Source organism: Kitasatospora sp. NPDC056531 (assembly GCF_042794375.1).
Lineage (GTDB): Bacteria > Actinomycetota > Actinomycetes > Streptomycetales > Streptomycetaceae > Kitasatospora.
This window is the reverse complement of sequence record NZ_JBHTTU010000030.1, coordinates 12,834-28,314: the sequence shown is the minus strand read 5'-3', so window position 1 is coordinate 28,314 and position 15,481 is coordinate 12,834. Positions and strand designations below refer to the sequence as shown.

The following is a 15,481-nucleotide window of genomic DNA, read 5'->3' as shown; positions in this document are numbered from 1 at the left end:
CCCGCGGTGGAGGGGTCAGCTGTTGACGGCTTGGACATAGTCGGCGTACGCGTCCCTGATTGCGGAAGGGGAGAGGTCGAGGTGTTCCAGGATGGTGTAGCGGCCCGGGCGGGTGTTTGGAGCGTAGTGCACCGCCTCGGTGAACTCCGCATCGCTGAAACCCATTTGAGCGGCGGTTACCGGCAGTCCGTGACGCGCCAGGCACTCCACGATCAGACCGGTCAGCTCGCGCTCGCCCCGCAGGAAGCTGGCGAACGCGGCGCCGAGGCCCACCTGTTCGCCGTGCTGGGCGGAACGCTTGGGGTGCATCACGTCCAGGGCATGGCAGATCTCGTGGCAGGCACCCGACGAGGGCCGGGAACTGCCCGCGATGTTCATCGCGATGCCGGACAGTACCAGGGCTTCCGCGAGGGCCGTCAGGAGGTCCTGGTCCTGAGTGTTTCCTGGGTGCCGCAGCAGGTTCTCGCCCGCCGAGCGGGCCATCGCCACGGCCAGTCCGTCCACCGGTTCACCGGTGACGGCGTGCGACAACTCCCAGTCCGCACAGGCCGAGATGTTGGAGACGACGTCCCCGATGCCGGCCGCCACGAAGCGCTGCGGGGCCTGCCGGATCACGTCCAGGTCGACGATGATGCCGATCGGGCTGGGTACCCCGTAGGAGCCCCGGCCGGCGTCGTTGTCGAGGGTGGAGACCGGCGAGCAGATGCCGTCGTGCGCGAGGTTGGTGGCCACCGCGACCACCGGCAGGCCGACCCGGGCGGCGGCGTACTTGGCGGCGTCGATGATCTTGCCGCCACCGAGGCCGACGACCGCGTCGTAGTGCTTGCCGCGCATCTCCTCGGCGAAGCGCACCGCGCTGTCGAGGCTGCCGTCGTCCACGTTGTACCAGTCGGCGCCGGGCAGGGCCGACTCCAGGCGCTCGCGCATCGCGGCGCCGGAGCCGTTGCTGATCGCCACCGCGATCCGGCCCGAGGCCGACAGCCGCTGGTCCGCGAGGATGCCGCCGAGCGCGTCCAGCGCGCCCGGGCGGATCTCCGCGAACAGCGGCGACGGGACCAGTCGGGTCAGTACTGGCACGCGATCTCCCGGGCCTTCGCCAGGTCGTCGTGGTTGTCGACCTCGACCCAGGACACCTCGCCGATCGGCTGCACGTCGATCCGCAGGCCCCGGTTGACCATCTCCTGGTAGCCGTCCTCGTAGTACAGCTGCGGGTCGCGCTCGTAGGTGGCGCGCAGCGCGTCGGTCAGGTCGGCGGCCGCGGCGGGGTTGATCACGGTGACGCCGATGTACTCGCCGGTCGCCTCGTCCGGGTCCATCAGCTTGGTGATGCGGCGCATGCCGGCGGCCGGGTCGACGACGACCTTCATCTCCTCGTCGGCGAGCTTCTTCACCGTGTCGAGGGCGAGCAGGATGCCGGGGGCCCGGCCGTCCTCGACGAGGCGCTGGTTGCCCTCCAGCATGGTGCGCTGGACGGAGGCCGGGTGGACGGTGTCGCCGTTGGCCAGCAGCAGGCCCTCGGAGAACAGCTCGCGGGCGCACCAGAGCGAGTAGGCGTTGTTCCACTCCTCGGCCTTGTCGTTCTCGACCAGGTGGAGCTTGACCCCGTACTTGCTCTCCAGGGCGTCCTTGCGGTCGTACACCGCCTCCTTGCGGTAGCCGACGACGATCGCCGCGTCACGCAGTCCGACCTCGGCGAAGTTGCCCAGGGTGAGGTCCAGGACGGTCCGCTCCCCGTCGACCGGCACCAGCGCCTTGGGCAGGGTGTCGGTGTACGGGCGCAGCCGGCGGCCGGCGCCGGCTGCCAGAACGAGGCCGATCATGCGGGGTCTCCTGATCCGTCGTGCGTCGTGCTGCGCGCGCGGGATGTGCCAACGGGTCGGCGGCGCTCGGGTGCGCCGGACCGGTGTTCGACCCGGCCGGGCGGCGGCGCGCCGGTACCGGTACAGATCCGGGCAGCGTGTCGTATGTGATGGTAGGCGACCGGGGCGATCCACCCGAACGCGCCCGGTGGCGGTGCGGTGACAGTGGGGTGACCGAGCCGTGATCGAACGGCCTCCGAACGCGTTCCGAACGGTTCTGCGAATGAAATGACCCTTCCGGGGGCGTCCTGGACCCTTCTCTGCCCGGATCGGGACACCTGCGGGTCATGATCCGCCCGGTTGTGCGTGGGACCCGTCCGGACCGCCACCCATACGGCAGACTGGAGCCCGACGCCGGCGCCGGTGCCCCCGCTGTGTCCGCTGCACTCCACTCGGTGCACCCGACGCACCCGATGCTCCCGTTGCTCCCGCCCCCGAAAGAGGCCTCATGCCCCAGAGTCTGCCGACCGAACCGACACACTTCGACGCCGAGATCGACACCGGTCTCAACGTGGAGACAGACGTGACGGTCGACCCACAGGGCCTGTCCGCCGCCGCTGCGGGTACCGAGATCCTGCTGGAACTGGTCGACGACGAGGGCGTCACGATCGGCACCGCCGAGAAGCTCTGGGCGCACCAGCAGCCGGGCCGGCTGCACCGGGCCTTCTCGGTGTTCCTCTTCGACCGCCAGGGCCGGCTGCTGCTGCAGCGCCGAGCCCTCGGCAAGTACCACTCCCCCGGCGTCTGGTCGAACACGTGCTGCGGGCACCCGTACCCGGACGAGCCGCCCTTCGTGGCCGCCGCCCGGCGCACCGCCGAGGAGCTGGGCGTCGCACCGGCGCTGCTCTGCGAGGCGGGGACGGTCCGCTACGACCTGCCGGACGAGGCCTCCGGGCTGATCGAGCGGGAGTGGAACCACCTGTTCGTGGGTCTGGTCACCGCTCCGGTCGAACCCAACCCGGACGAGGTGGACGACTTCGCCTTCGTGACCGCGCAGGAGCTGCGGGAGCTGCGGGCCGAGCGGCCGTTCTCGGTGTGGTTCGAGACGGTCTTCGAGGCGGCGCTGCCGGGGATCCGGGAGATCGCCGGGCGGGACTGGTAGGACCGTCGGTCCGGTCCGGTCCGAGCCGGGCGGGCGGTCCGGTCAGTGCTCGGGCTCCGGAGGGACAGGCAGCGAGGCCCAGATGACCTTGCCGCCCTCCCCCGTGCGTTCGACGTCGCACACCCCGCCGGCCTGCAGGGTCACGCTCTTCACCAGCAGCAGGCCACGCCCGCCGGTGCGACCGGTGTCGCTCTCCAGGGCCTTCGGCCGGTACGGATCGCCGTCCTCCACGGACACCCGCACCCAGCCCCGGCGCACCGACAGCTCGGTCGTCACCTCGGGTGACAGCTCGGCCGCGTGCGTCACCGCGTTGCTGACCAGCTCGGAGACGATCAGCAGCAGGTCGTCCACCAGTTCCTGGTAGCGGACTCCAGCCATGCCCTGGGCCAGCAGGCGGTCCCGTACCGCGTGCCGGGTGCCCGGCACGGAAGCCTCGACGGCGGGCACCCGGAAGCGCCAGACGCCCTCGGCGGGGCCGCCGACGCCCTTCCGGTCGGGGTTCCCGTGGGGTTTCGGGAGGGGCTTCCCACGGAGTTTCGGCTCGGGCCTCGCGGGTCGGCCCGGCTGGCCCCGTTGGTCGGGCTGCTCCGACTGCTCGGGCCGGTAGGACTGCTCGGGTTTCTCGGGTTGGTCCGGCTGTTCAAGTTGGTCGGGTCGGCTCACCGCGCGGCCGGCGTCGGTGCACGCGCCGTCCTGGCCGCCGCGTCTCGGTTCGGCCTCCGCCGTTCCGCTGATCTGCTCCACGTCCAGCCGCCCTTCGTCCGCGACCCGGGAATCAGGCGATCCGCTCATGGCGCCCTCGGTCCACAGAGGCTAGGAGAGCGGTCGACGCGGCCGTGGCACCGTCGACAACTTGCCCGTGTCGGATCGGTTCCGACCAAAGTCGATCGCTCGCGATGCCGAAACCGCTCGCTTGCTTCGCGCTCGCCACCGCTTCGGCCGGGGTTCGAGCGCCCTGGCGAGCCGTCCCAGCCAGTCCGGCCAGGCCTCGCGTCCCCATGTGCCGCGCGACCGGACGAGGCTCCCGCCGCCGGGCCGAGGAAACGCAGGTGAGAAGCACTCCAGAACCCTGGTAATGTTCTCTCTGTCGCCGAGGGGGCGCGAGAAAAACCCCCGAAGCACACACCCCGTCCGGGTGGCGGAATGGCAGACGCGCTAGCTTGAGGTGCTAGTGCCCTTTATCGGGCGTGGGGGTTCAAGTCCCCCCTCGGACACAGCCGAATTCCCCGTGGGATCCGAAAGGAACCTACGGGGAATTTCCTTTTCCCGGTTCGACTTCCCCGGCTCGACTTCCCTGACTCGGCTTGCCCGGCTCGACCCTCGATCCACTGCGTCGACAGTGCGGGGCCGGCCTCTCCACGGGGACCGCCCTGTCCGGAAACCGGACACGAGATGGCAACGATCGGGCGGTTTGAGCTTCCTCTGAGGTATTCGCCCCATTTCGGACCATAGGCTTCTGGGGTTTGTCCGGAATACCAACCCAAAACCGTAAAAGCTCCGACACCACCCGATGAACCCCGAGCGAGAGGACCGATACGTTGAGTGAGCCTGAATCTTCGACGGCATCACATCAGAACTACCGTCGATCGCTCGGCACGATCAGCCTGACCGCCGTCGGGCTGGGGTCGATCATCGGATCCGGCTGGTTGTTCGGCGCCGAGAGGGCGGCCAAGCTGGCCGGCCCCGCCTCGATCCTGGCCTGGGTGATCGGCGCCGCCGTGGCGCTGACCATCGCCCTCACCTACAGCGAGCTGGGCTCGATGTTCCCCAAGGCCGGCGGCATGGTCCGGTACGGCCAGTACTCGCACGGCTCGCTGGCCGGCTACCTGGCGGCCTGGGCCAACTGGATCGCCATCGTCTCGGTCATCCCGGGTGAGGCCACCGCCTCCGTGCAGTACATGAGCTCCTGGCACTTCGGCTGGGCCAAGGGCCTGTACGACGGCAAGGAGCTCACCGTCAGCGGCGTGGCGCTCGCCAGTGTGCTGCTGGTCGTGTACTTCGTCCTCAACTGGTTCGCGATCACGCTGTTCGCCAAGACCAACACGGCGATCACCGTCTTCAAGGTCGTCGTGCCGACGGTGACCGCCGGCGCGCTGCTGTTCGCGCACTTCGACACCGCCCACTTCACCAACCCCGGCGGCTTCGCGCCGAACGGCTGGAGCGCGGTCTTCACCGCCGTCGCGGTCTCCGGCATCGTCTGGGCCTTCAACGGCTTCCAGTCGCCGCTCAACCTGGCCGGTGAGGCCCGCAACCCGGGCAAGTCGCTGCCGAAGGCCGTCATCGGCTCGATCCTGATCGCCCTGGTCATCTACGTCGCGCTGCAGATCGCCTTCATCGGCGCCATCCCGAGCGGTGACCTGTCCAAGGGCTGGAGCAGCCTCACGTACACCTCGCCGCTGGCCGACCTGGCGATCGCCTGGGGCATGAACTGGCTCGCGATCCTGCTGTACGCGGACGCCTTCATCTCTCCCTCCGGCACCGGCATGATCTACGCCGCCACCACCTCGCGCATGATCCACGGCGTGCAGGAGAACGGCCACCTGCCGAAGGTCTTCGGCAAGGTCGACGCCAAGACCGGCATCCCGCGTCCGGCGCTGCTGCTGAACCTGGTGGTCGCCTTCCTGTTCCTCGCCGTCTTCCGCGGCTGGGGCTCGCTGGCCGAGATCGTCTCGGTGGCCACCGTGATCTCGTACATCACCGGCCCGGTCGCCGTGATGGCGCTGCGCCGCCTCGCCCCGGACCTGAAGCGGCCGGTCCGGCTGCGGGCCATGCCGGTGATCGCGCCGATCGCGATGGTCTTCGGTTCGCTGGTCCTGTACTGGGCCCGCTGGCCGCTCACCGGCAAGGTCATCCTGCTGATGGCCGTCGGTCTGCCGATCTGGGCCTGGTACGAGCTGCGCAAGCCGTTCGTCGAGCTGAAGCCGCACCTGAAGGCGGGCGCCTGGATGGTCGCCTACCTGTTCGTGATGGCCGGGATCTCCTGGGCCGGCAGCACCGACTTCGGTGGTCAGGGCTACCTGCCCGAGGGCTGGGACCTGCTGATCGTGGCCGCGATCGGTCTGGCGTTCTACTACTGGGGCGTCGCCAGCGCCTGGAACAACCCCTCGCTGGACGAGGTGCGCGGGGAGCTGGCAGCCGAGGAGGCCGCGGCGTCGGCCGACGCCGCCGGAGCTGCGGAGCCTTCGCTGGTCTGAGCGCGCAACTGAAATCGAAGGGCCGGTCGGGTGTTCCGACTGGCCCTTCGGGGTTTGTACGGGGTGGGGGTGGGGGTGGGGGCCGGGGTGAGGCGGCGGGGTTCGACTGACATGGTTCAGATGACAGAGTCTGAAATCTGTTATCTGAACTCTGTTCGCTGTTGTCCGTCAGCCGTCGGCTGTCATCTGTCGACTGTTGTCCGTCGGCTGCTGCCCGGCAGCTGTCAGCCGTTCGCGGTCAGCCCCGGCGGGCACGGCGGATGGCGGAGGTGACGACCGGCGGGAGCAGGTCCCTGGCGGCGCGCTTGGCGACGTTGGCCGGGCGGCGCGCCTCGGCGGCGCGGGCGCGGCGGGCGGCGAGATCGAGCGCGGCCTCGTCCCGGGCGATCCGGATCGCCTGACGGCCCTCCTCCGCCGAGCGCGTGGCGGCCGCGGAGGCCAGTCGTTCCTGGTGGCGCGAGGGGCGGAACGGCCGGATGCCCTCGGAGCCGCCGGTCATCCGAAGCAGCTGCTGCCCGTTGAGGGTCTCGGCGCTCAGGTGACAGCCCGCCGCGAGGTCCACCCGGTCGAGCAGCTCGCGCTGGAACGGCTCCGGGTCGCCCCAGGTGCCGTAGAACTTGCACTCGGTGAGCATGATCGGCTTGAGGCCGTGGTTGAACACCGCCTCCCAGGTCGCGGCGGCGACGCCGGGGGTGTGCTGGGAGCGGTAGTCGTCCATCACCACGACGCCCTGCGACTGCAGCGCGATCCGCGCCACCTGGAGGTCGCCCACCACGTGCTCGTAGAGGTGCGAGGCGTCTATGTGGATGAAGCGGAACGCCCCGGCCGGGATCCGCCCGCCCGCGAGCACGGAGGTCGGGGCCTGGATGATCTCCGGCAGCTCGTCGTGGAAGGACAGGTAGTTGGACTCGAAGGCCGAACGGGTCAGGGTCTTCCGGTAGGAGAAGGCCATCTCCTCGGAGTTCTCGTCGTCGGGCGCGTCCGAGTCGAAGAGGTCACAGACGGTGAACGTCTCGCCGGGCTGGAGGTGCTCGCCGATCACGATGGCGCTGCGGCCCAGGTAGGCACCCATCTCCAGCAGGTCGCCGGTGACACCGTTCTTCTCCTGCCGCCCCAGGAACCAGTCGAAGGAGTGCCGGTCGTGGTCCCAGAACCACCCCGGAACGTCGTCCAACACGGCCGGCTCGACGGGCTGCTGCGATTCGCCCTTCAACGCTGTGTCGGTCACGGGATGCTCCTTAGCGGTACGGATGACCTGCGGATTCTGAGCCTCGCCTCGGCGCGGTGGCGGCCCTCCCGGCCATGGGGACGCGCCGTATCGCCGGTCGTGCGCGAGTCGACCCTCCACCGACAGTAGGCCCCACCACGGAGTTCGCTGCAATCTACAGCGGCTCTCCGGGCGCTGAGGAGACCTTGACCGGATCAATTGCCGAACCTGTCGCATCGCGGCCGGAGATGATCACGGCTGGGCGACTGGTGTACATCCATTCTGTGCCACCGACGGTGCCGTGTCACCAGTCCGAGGAATGATCTTCGTCGCAGTCTCCGCACCTACCGTGGTGGCAGGCGGCCCGACCGGAGGGCCCGGAAGTGGGGAGCGGATCAACATGACGGCAGCACAGCAGGATCAGATGGACAGCCAGACCTCGGTATTCGCAAGGGAGTTGGTGGCGATGATGGCCGAGGACGGCGCCCACGCCCGGCTGGCGAACAGCCCGGACCTGGCCGAACAGGCCGTCTGGCGGCGGCTCACCGCCCGGCACGGCGACCGGCTCGCGGAGATCATGGCCGAGCACGGCTGGCCGACCGAGCAGCGCGTCGGCGCCGAGGCGGCCCGGGCGGCCTGGCTGGTGGCGCAGCACGCGGACCGCCAACTCGGCGTCCAGCGACGGGCGGTGGTGTTGATGACGGAGGCCGTGGCGAGCGGCGCGGCGAGCGCCCGGGACCTGGCGTTCCTGCAGGACCGGCTGGCCGTCAACGAGGGGCGCGAGCAGCGCTACGGCACCCAGATCGGCGCTGTGGCCGACGGCCGTCCGGTGCCGTGGCCGTGCGAGGACCCGGAGCGGCTGGACGAGCGCCGCGCGGAGGTCGGGATCGAACCGTTCGACGAGTACACCGCGCGGTTCGCCCCGAGGTAACCGTCCGGCTCACCCGACCGGATTGGCTCTTGCGCGCGGCCGCTCGGCCGCCTTGACTGACCTTTGACTAGCGCTGTTAGTTAAGCGGCTGACCAGCTGAGAGGACGATCTGTGCAGGAGTACGCGGAGTACGGCGACCAGTACATCGACGGCGCCTGGCGGCCCTCCGGGGACTCCGGGTCGATCGCCGTACTGAACCCGGCCACCGAGCAGGTGCTCGCCAGCGTGCCGGCGGGCGGGGCGGCCGACGTCGACGCCGCGGTGGCGGCGGCCCGCCGAGCGGCCCGGGGCTGGGCTGCCACCACCCGCGAGGAGCGGCTGACGCTGCTGACCCGGCTGCGGGACGGGATCGCCGCCGCTCAGGGGGAGATCACCTCGACCGTGGTCGCCGAGCTGGGCGCCCCGGTCGGCTTCGCCGGGGCCGTGCACGCCGGGCTGCCGCTTGCCGTGGCCACCTCCTACCTGACCCTGCTCGCGGACCACCCCTTCGAGGAGCGGATCGGCAACTCGGTGGTGCTCGCCGAGCCGGCCGGGGTGGTCGCGGCGATCACGCCGTGGAACTACCCGCTGCACCAGATCGTGGCCAAGGTCGTCCCGGCGCTGGCGGCCGGCTGCCCGGTGGTCCTCAAGCCGGCCGAGGACACCCCGCTGGTGGCCCGACTGTTCGCCCGCCTGGTGCACGAAGCCGGCTTCCCGGCCGGGGTGTTCAACCTGGTGACCGGTACCGGCGCGGTGGCGGGTGCGGCGCTCGCGGCGCACCCGGAAGTGGACGTGGTGTCGTTCACCGGGTCCACCGCGGTCGGCCGACAGGTCGCCGAGACTGCCGGGCGCGGGCTGAAGCGGGTCGCCCTGGAGCTGGGCGGCAAGTCCGCCAACGTGGTGCTTCCGGGCGCCGACCTGGTCCGCGCGGTCAACGTGAACGTCGCCAACGTCTTCGCCAACTCGGGCCAGACCTGCAGCGCCTGGACCCGGCTGCTGGTGCACCAGGACCAGTACGAGGAGGCGGTCGCGATCGCGGCCAAGGCCGCCGAGAAGTACGTCCCGGGCGACCCGACCGACCCGCAGACCCGGATCGGCCCGCTGGTCAACGCCAAGCAGCTGGACCGGGTTCGCGGCTACCTGGACAACGCGGTGGCCGAGGGCGCCCGGCTGGTGGCCGGCGGCCCGGAGCCGCTGCCCGAGCTGCCGGCCGGCTTCTACGTCCGCCCCACCGTGCTCGCCGACGTCACCCCGGAGATGACGGTGGCCCAGGAGGAGATCTTCGGCCCGGTGCTGTCGATCCTCCCCTACCGGGACGAGGACCACGCCGCCGAGATCGCCAACGGCACGGTCTACGGCCTGGCGGGCGGCGTCTGGGCCGCGGACACCGACACCGCCGCCGCCTTCGCCCGCCGCCTCGACACCGGCCAGGTCGACCTGAACGGCGGCCGGTTCAACCCGATGGCGCCGTTCGGCGGTTACAAGAGCTCCGGCCTCGGCCGTGAACTGGGCCGGCACGGACTGGAGGAGTTCCTGCAGTACAAGTCGCTGCAGTACTGACCGGGTTGGACCGGAGCCGCACCAACCGGGTGGGGTCGGGACCACACCGAGCGGACTGGGCGGGGCTGCCGAACCGGGATTCGGCAGCCCCGGGTCGGGTCACACCAGGTCGACGCCCGGGTAGAGCGGGAACGGCGCGAGCAGGTCGGCGGCGCGCTTGGCGACGCCGTCACGCAGGGACTCGTCGAGGGCGTAATTCGCCTTCGACGGGCTGCCGTTGGCCCCGGTGACGGGGGCGGTGGCGCGCAGCACGGTGTCGATCAGGGCGGCGATCTCGTCCATCTCGGCGACGCCCAGGCCGCGGGTGGTCAGGGCCGGGGTGCCCAGGCGCACGCCCGAGGTGTACCAGGCGCCGTTCGGGTCCAGCGGCACGGAGTTGCGGTTGGTGACGATGCCCGACGCCAGCAGCGCCGCCTCGGCCTGACGACCCGTCAGGCCGTAGCCGGAGACGTCGGCGAGCACCAGGTGGTTGTCGGTGCCGCCGGTGACCAGCTTGCCGCCGCGACGCAGCAGGCCCTCGGCGAGCGCCTGGGCGTTGTCGACCACGGCGCGGGCGTAGGCCCGGAACTCGGGACGGCGGGCCTCGGCGAGGGCGACGGCCTTGGCGGCCATGACGTGCGAGAGCGGGCCACCGAGCACCAACGGGCAGCCACGGTCGACGTGTTCGGCCAGCTCGGCGGTGCTGAGCACCATGCCGCCGCGCGGGCCGCGCAGGGACTTGTGGGTGGTCGTGGTGACGATGTGGGCGTGCGGCACCGGGTCGTGGTCGCCGGTGAGCACCTTGCCCGCGACCAGACCGGCGAAGTGCGCCATGTCGACCATCAGGGTCGCGCCGACCTCGTCCGCGATCTCGCGCATCTTGCGGAAGTTCACCAGCCGCGGGTAGGCCGAGTAGCCGGCCACCAGGATCAGCGGGCGGAACTCGCGGGCGGTCTCGCGCAGCGCGTCGTAGTCGATCAGGCCGGTGGCCGGGTCGGTGCCGTAGCTGCGCTGCTCGAACATCTTGCCCGAGATGTTGGGCCGGAAGCCGTGGGTGAGGTGGCCGCCGGTGTCCAGGGACATGCCGAGCATGCGCTGGTTGCCGAGCTCCTGGCGCAGCTCGGCCCAGTCCTGCTCGGTGAGGTCGTTGACGTTGCGTACCTCGGCCCGCTCCAGGGCCGGGCTCTCGACCCGCTGGGAGAGGACGGCCCAGAAGGCGGTGAGGTTGGCGTCGATGCCGGAGTGCGGCTGGACGTAGGCGTGTTCGGCGCCGAACAGCTCGCGGGCGTGCTCGGCGGCGATGGCCTCGACGGTGTCGACGTTGCGGCAGCCGGCGTAGAAGCGGCGGCCGACGGTGCCCTCGGCGTACTTGTCGCTGAGCCAGTTGCCCATGGCGAGCAGGACGGCCGGGGAGGCGTAGTTCTCGCTGGCGATCAGCTTGAGCGAGGCGCGCTGGTCCGCCAGCTCCTGGCCGATGGCGGCGGCGATCCGCGGTTCGACGCCGGCCACGACGTCCAGGGCGCTGCGGAAGGCGGTGTCGGCCGCGGGGGCGGCGGCGGTGTGGGGCGTCTGCTCGGGCTGGGCCATGGCGGTCTCCTGGCGGGGATGCGGGCGGCCCAGGCGCTCGGCAACTCGACGTACGGATCCACGTCGACGTGAGGATTCACGGGACCGCTTCCCGATGGTCGATTCCATCCCTACGCGCCAGTCGCGGTCCGCCGGGATCGTATCAACACCACGGGGACCGGGGCGGAGCCTCTCAGAATGCGGTACAGCCGGTCCGCTTCGGGCCGCACATGTCCGCTCTTCTGTTCATTCTTCTGCAACGCCCGTGTTGCGGCGAAATGAGGCCGCCGCAATTCCCGAAACGGTCCGGAGGGAATTCCTCCGGCATGCCTTCCGGCGGCCGCCCCCGGCCGAAAGGCGATCGGCTTGGGCTCGGCCCTGGTCCGGCGATTCGACCCCGGCTCGCCGAGATTCCCGGCCCGGACCGGGAGCTGCCGGCGGCGGTGCACCGAGGCGGCCTTCAGGACTGGTCGACGGGCTCACGGTCGACGGCCAGGCCGGTGAGGCGCCAGGGACGCAGCCGGAACGGGCCTGCGCGAGGGGTTGGCACGATCAGGGGCGGGGCGGTCATGATCGAAGCGCGTCAGGTTCGACGCGTGTCAGGTGCGAGCAGAGAGGACTAGCACTATGTCCGACATCGATCACACGGCAGTCGATGGGGAACTCGTCGCGGCGGCCCGGGCGGTGGCCGAGCGGTACTCGCGGGGCGACAACCACAGCGTCGCGGCGGCTGGGCGCAATGCCGACGGGCGGATCATCACGGCCGTGAACGTCTACCACTTCACCGGCGGCCCGTGCGCGGAGCTGGTACTCATCGGGGCGGCGGCCGGGCAGGGGGCGTACGACCTGACCACGGTGGTGGCGGTCGCCGACCAGGGGCGCGGGGTCGTGCCGCCGTGCGGGCGCTGCCGTCAGGTGCTGCTGGACTACTTCCCCAAGGCGGGGGTCATCGTCGAGCGGGACGGGCGACTGCACACCCTGCCGGTGCTGGAGATGCTGCCGGAGGCGTACATCTGGGCCGACCACCGGGACGACTGAGCCGGGACGACTGAGCCGGGGTGACTGAGCCGGGGTGGCGGGGCCGGGGTGGCGATGCGCCGCCTTCGCCCGCCGTTCTCCTACGCGCGGTTCGGCTGCGCGAGGTTCGCCTGCGCGAGCGCGGCTCAAGGCGTTAGCGTGCTGGCGACGTGACATCGCCTGCACGCGGCCCTGGAGCTGCGGAAATCGCCACCGGAGGGGGCACATTGTCGGACGACCTGCTCATCGCGAAGATCAATCACGGCTTCGACCACCTCGACGCCGACGGGGACGGTCTGCTCACCGAGCGGGACCACGTGCTGATGGGCCACGCGGTGGCCCGCTCACTCGGCCACCAGGAGGGCTCGGAGGCCGAGGCCGTCATCGTCCGCGCCTACCTGACGATCTGGCACGACCTGCACCTCGCCGGAAAGCCCACCGGGACGGAGTCGATCACGCGCGAGCAGTTCATCGCCTCGACCGGCGCGCTCGCCGACGACCCGGAGGCCGCCCGGGAGATCCTGGGCGCGCTGGCCGAGGCCTTCCTCGCCGTGGCCGACGCCGACCGCAGCGGGACGGTGGACGCCGGCGAGTTCTTCGTCTTCCAGCGCGGCCACTTCGCCGGGCTCTGCCGGGACGACGCCGACGAGGCCTTCCACCACCTCGACCTCGACGGGGACGGAACGCTGTCGGCGGCCGAGTTCACCAGCGCGATCATCGAGTTCTGGACCAGCCGCGACCCGGAGGCCCCGGGGAACTGGTGGACGGGGAAGCCGTCGTACGAGTTCTGACCCGCTCCGACTCGTTCTGACCCGCACGGACCCGCACTGATCTGCGGATGGCGGCCTGCCCCGGCTGTCAGTCGACCGACCCGGGCCCGGTCGGCATCGCGCGCAGCACCCGGACCTCGCGCGCGAGCAACAGCGGCAGACAGGAGAGCAGACCCGTCGCGCCCACCAGCCAGAGCGCCGGGCGCAGCCCGAGCCACGAGCCGAGCAGGCCGCCCGCCAGCGCGCCGAGCGGCAGGGTGCCCCAGATGACGAACCGGACCGAGGCGTTCATCCGGGCCTGCAGGGCGGTCGGGGTGACGGCCTGCCGCAGGCTCACCTGGCCGATGTTGTAGACGGTGACGCCGCAGGCCAGGATCCCGGTCGCGAACGCCACCGTGGCCGACGCGCGGCCGGGCGCGGCGGTGGCGAGGATCAGGACGGCGAGGCCTGGGAGGGACTTCGCGACGATCAGGACCGGTCCGAGGCCGAAACGGCGGATCAGCCGGCCGGTGGCCACGGCTCCGAGCAGGGCCCCGGCATTTCCGAGGGAGAGCCCCAGGCCGAGCGCGCCGGGTGACAGCCCCAGGTCGTGGACGGCGTAGGCGGTCAGCAAGGCGCTGAGCGCTCCGCCGAGGCTCGCCAGGTTGCCGATCGCGGTGGCGAGGGCGAGCGGGCGCAGGGTGCGGTGGGTGAGGACGAACCGCAGGCCCTCGGCGATCCGGGTGCGCATCCGGGACTCGGGGGCTGCCCGGCGTTCGGTGTGGCCGTGCTCGTAACCGTCATCGCGGCCGTGCTCGCGGTCCAGGTCGCGGTCCAGGTCGTCGTCGTGGCGGGTGCGGACCGAGCAGAGCAGCAGCGCCGAAAGCAGGTAGCTGGCCGCGTCACCGAGCAGGATCAGCGGGGCGGCGAGCAGCTGGAGCAGCAGGCCACCGAGGCTGGGGCCGGCGAGCTCGGCGGTCGAGCGGGAGATCTCCAGGCGGCTGTTGCCGTCCGCCGTCTGCGCGCGGGAGACCACGCTCGGCAGCAGGGACTGGTCGGCGATGTCGAAGAAGACGGTGAACACGCCGGTGACGAAGGCCACTGCGCACAGCAGTGGCACGCTCAGCGCGTCGAGGGCGTACCCGAGCGGGAGGACGCAGATCGCCACGGCGCGGCCGAGGTCCGCGACGACCATCACCCGGCGGCGGTCCCAGCGGTCGAGCAGGGCCCCGGCGGGCAGGCCGACCAGCAGGAACGGGACGGTCTCGGCAGCGGAGACCAGGCCGAGTTGGCCGGGGGTCGCGGAGAGGGTGGCGAGGGCGAGGACGGGGATCACGAAGAGGGTGATCTGGGTGCCGAACTGGCTGACGGTATGAGCCGACCAGAGGGCCAGGAAGGAGCGTTGGCGCCACATCGGGGACATTGGCGCTTCGGCGATTCGGGTGGTGTCGTTCTGCCTGGTCTCCAACACGGCGTGCCTCTCCCCCAGTTCGGTGCCAGTGCTTCGTGCGCGACGGTCCGGATGATCGTAACTTCCCTACGATCGTGTGCCGTTGGCTCACGGGGCTGACCGGCGGCGGAGGCTGTCGTCTTCTCCTCGCCCTGGGGGTCGCGGTTCGGGGGGCGTCGTCCCGGTCAGCCGGCCGGGACGATCCGCTCAACGATGGTGTCGATCAGCGCGGGGAGACCATCGGCGCCCAACACCTCGGGCAGGGTGAGGTGTTCGAGGATCAGGCCGGTCATGGCGAGGTAGAGGACGACGACGGTCTCGCGGCCGCCGGGGAGGCCCTCGTCCAGGTGGTAGGCGATGTTGGCCTCCAGTTCGTCCCGGATGGTGCCGGTGAGCTGGGCCCGCAGCTCGGGGCGGCGGGTGGCCTCCAGTCGCATTTCGAGCATGGCGAGGTAGCCGGCCCGGTCGGCGGAGATGCGGCGGATCAGGTCGTGCATCAGGGCTGTGACCAGTGCGCGGTCACGGGGGGCACGCAGCAGCTCGGCGAGGATCGCCGGGTCGGGGGTGAGTCGCTGGTGGATGTGCCCGGCGGTCTGGTGGAGCAGCTGGTCCCGGTTGGCGAAGTAGTTGGAGGCCGTGCCGTTGGGAACGCCGGCCTGGACGTCGACCGCACGGAAGGTGAGACCGCGGGCGCCCTCGCGGGCGAGGACCTCGATGGCGGCGTCGGCGAGGGCGGTGCGGCGGGCGGGGTTCTGGGCCATGGGGCGATTCTCTCTCCTACGCCTTCCGGCGCCTTCAGGGGCTCAGGTCGGGCTCGGATCGGGCTCGGGCAACCCTCTTGCAACCACTACGGTCAAAGTACTATAACTGGAGTGGTTGAGCGGGCGG

Annotated in this window: 13 protein-coding genes, 1 tRNA gene and 1 riboswitch; of the genes, 7 read left to right on the top strand and 7 right to left on the bottom strand. The window is 71.1% G+C overall.

Annotated elements, in window-relative coordinates; translation table 11 throughout:
* Positions 1 to 15 precede the first annotated feature (15 nt).
* Together ACFQ87_RS23920 and ACFQ87_RS23915 are read right to left on the bottom strand one after the other, a co-directional pair.
* Positions 16 to 1,077 carry an iron-containing alcohol dehydrogenase family protein gene (locus ACFQ87_RS23920; RefSeq protein WP_380612827.1) on the bottom strand — a complete coding sequence of 354 codons (1,062 nt, stop codon included), beginning with the start codon at positions 1,075 to 1,077 and terminating at the stop codon, positions 16 to 18.
* Complete coding sequence (locus ACFQ87_RS23915; protein WP_380612826.1) at positions 1,065 to 1,820, bottom strand: sugar phosphate nucleotidyltransferase; 756 nt, start codon at positions 1,818 to 1,820, stop codon at positions 1,065 to 1,067. The genes ACFQ87_RS23920 and ACFQ87_RS23915 overlap by 13 nt, the downstream gene beginning before the upstream one ends.
* Positions 1,821 to 2,307: 487 nt before the next feature.
* Between ACFQ87_RS23915 and idi the strand changes: the two genes are divergently transcribed.
* Positions 2,308 to 2,961, top strand: a complete 654-nt coding sequence (gene idi, locus ACFQ87_RS23910; RefSeq protein ID WP_380612825.1) for an isopentenyl-diphosphate Delta-isomerase — start codon at positions 2,308 to 2,310, stop codon at positions 2,959 to 2,961.
* A gap of 42 nt (positions 2,962 to 3,003) precedes the next feature.
* On the opposite strand, the gene ACFQ87_RS23905 is transcribed toward idi, so the two are convergent.
* Entirely contained in the window at positions 3,004 to 3,408 is a 405-nt protein-coding gene (locus ACFQ87_RS23905; protein WP_380612882.1) for an ATP-binding protein, read from the bottom strand.
* 682 nt (positions 3,409 to 4,090) lie between these two features.
* Here ACFQ87_RS23905 and ACFQ87_RS23900 point away from each other — a divergent pair.
* A tRNA-Leu gene (locus tag ACFQ87_RS23900) sits at positions 4,091 to 4,175 on the top strand.
* A gap of 324 nt (positions 4,176 to 4,499) precedes the next feature.
* On the top strand, positions 4,500 to 6,155 hold the full coding sequence (locus tag ACFQ87_RS23895) for an APC family permease (RefSeq protein ID WP_380612824.1): 1,656 nt from the start codon (positions 4,500 to 4,502) through the stop codon (positions 6,153 to 6,155).
* Positions 6,156 to 6,393: 238 nt separating this feature from the next.
* On the opposite strand, the gene ACFQ87_RS23890 is transcribed toward ACFQ87_RS23895, so the two are convergent.
* On the bottom strand, positions 6,394 to 7,383 hold the full coding sequence (locus ACFQ87_RS23890) for a class I SAM-dependent methyltransferase (protein WP_380612823.1): 990 nt from the start codon (positions 7,381 to 7,383) through the stop codon (positions 6,394 to 6,396).
* 379 nt (positions 7,384 to 7,762) lie between these two features.
* Here ACFQ87_RS23890 and ACFQ87_RS23885 point away from each other — a divergent pair, with 379 nt between their 5' ends.
* Positions 7,763 to 8,293, top strand: a complete 531-nt coding sequence (locus ACFQ87_RS23885; RefSeq protein ID WP_380612822.1) for a DUF6624 domain-containing protein — start codon at positions 7,763 to 7,765, stop codon at positions 8,291 to 8,293.
* Between the two features lie 111 nt (positions 8,294 to 8,404).
* Positions 8,405 to 9,832, top strand: coding sequence for an aldehyde dehydrogenase family protein (locus tag ACFQ87_RS23880; RefSeq protein ID WP_380612821.1), 1,428 nt, complete (start codon positions 8,405 to 8,407; stop codon positions 9,830 to 9,832).
* Positions 9,833 to 9,931: 99 nt separating this feature from the next.
* On the opposite strand, the gene ACFQ87_RS23875 is transcribed toward ACFQ87_RS23880, so the two are convergent.
* Positions 9,932 to 11,398, bottom strand: coding sequence for a glycine hydroxymethyltransferase (locus ACFQ87_RS23875; RefSeq protein WP_380612820.1), 1,467 nt, complete (start codon positions 11,396 to 11,398; stop codon positions 9,932 to 9,934).
* Between the two features lie 20 nt (positions 11,399 to 11,418).
* Positions 11,419 to 11,533, bottom strand: a riboswitch (ZMP/ZTP riboswitch).
* Positions 11,534 to 12,004: 471 nt separating this feature from the next.
* Between ACFQ87_RS23875 and ACFQ87_RS23870 the strand changes: the two genes are divergently transcribed.
* Both ACFQ87_RS23870 and ACFQ87_RS23865 read left to right on the top strand, forming a co-directional pair.
* Positions 12,005 to 12,415 (top strand): cytidine deaminase family protein, encoded by a 411-nt coding sequence (locus ACFQ87_RS23870; protein WP_380612819.1) that lies wholly within the window; start codon positions 12,005 to 12,007, stop codon positions 12,413 to 12,415.
* Between the two features lie 206 nt (positions 12,416 to 12,621).
* Complete coding sequence (locus ACFQ87_RS23865; RefSeq protein WP_380612818.1) at positions 12,622 to 13,185, top strand: EF-hand domain-containing protein; 564 nt, start codon at positions 12,622 to 12,624, stop codon at positions 13,183 to 13,185.
* Between the two features lie 67 nt (positions 13,186 to 13,252).
* Here the strand turns inward: ACFQ87_RS23865 and ACFQ87_RS23860 are convergent, their stop codons facing one another.
* Together ACFQ87_RS23860 and ACFQ87_RS23855 are read right to left on the bottom strand one after the other, a co-directional pair.
* Entirely contained in the window at positions 13,253 to 14,614 is a 1,362-nt protein-coding gene (locus tag ACFQ87_RS23860) for an MFS transporter (protein ID WP_380612817.1), read from the bottom strand.
* A 164-nt stretch (positions 14,615 to 14,778) separates the two neighbouring features.
* A complete protein-coding gene (locus tag ACFQ87_RS23855) occupies positions 14,779 to 15,354 on the bottom strand; it encodes a TetR/AcrR family transcriptional regulator (protein ID WP_380612816.1) in 576 nt (191 codons plus the stop codon).
* Positions 15,355 to 15,481 lie beyond the last annotated feature (127 nt).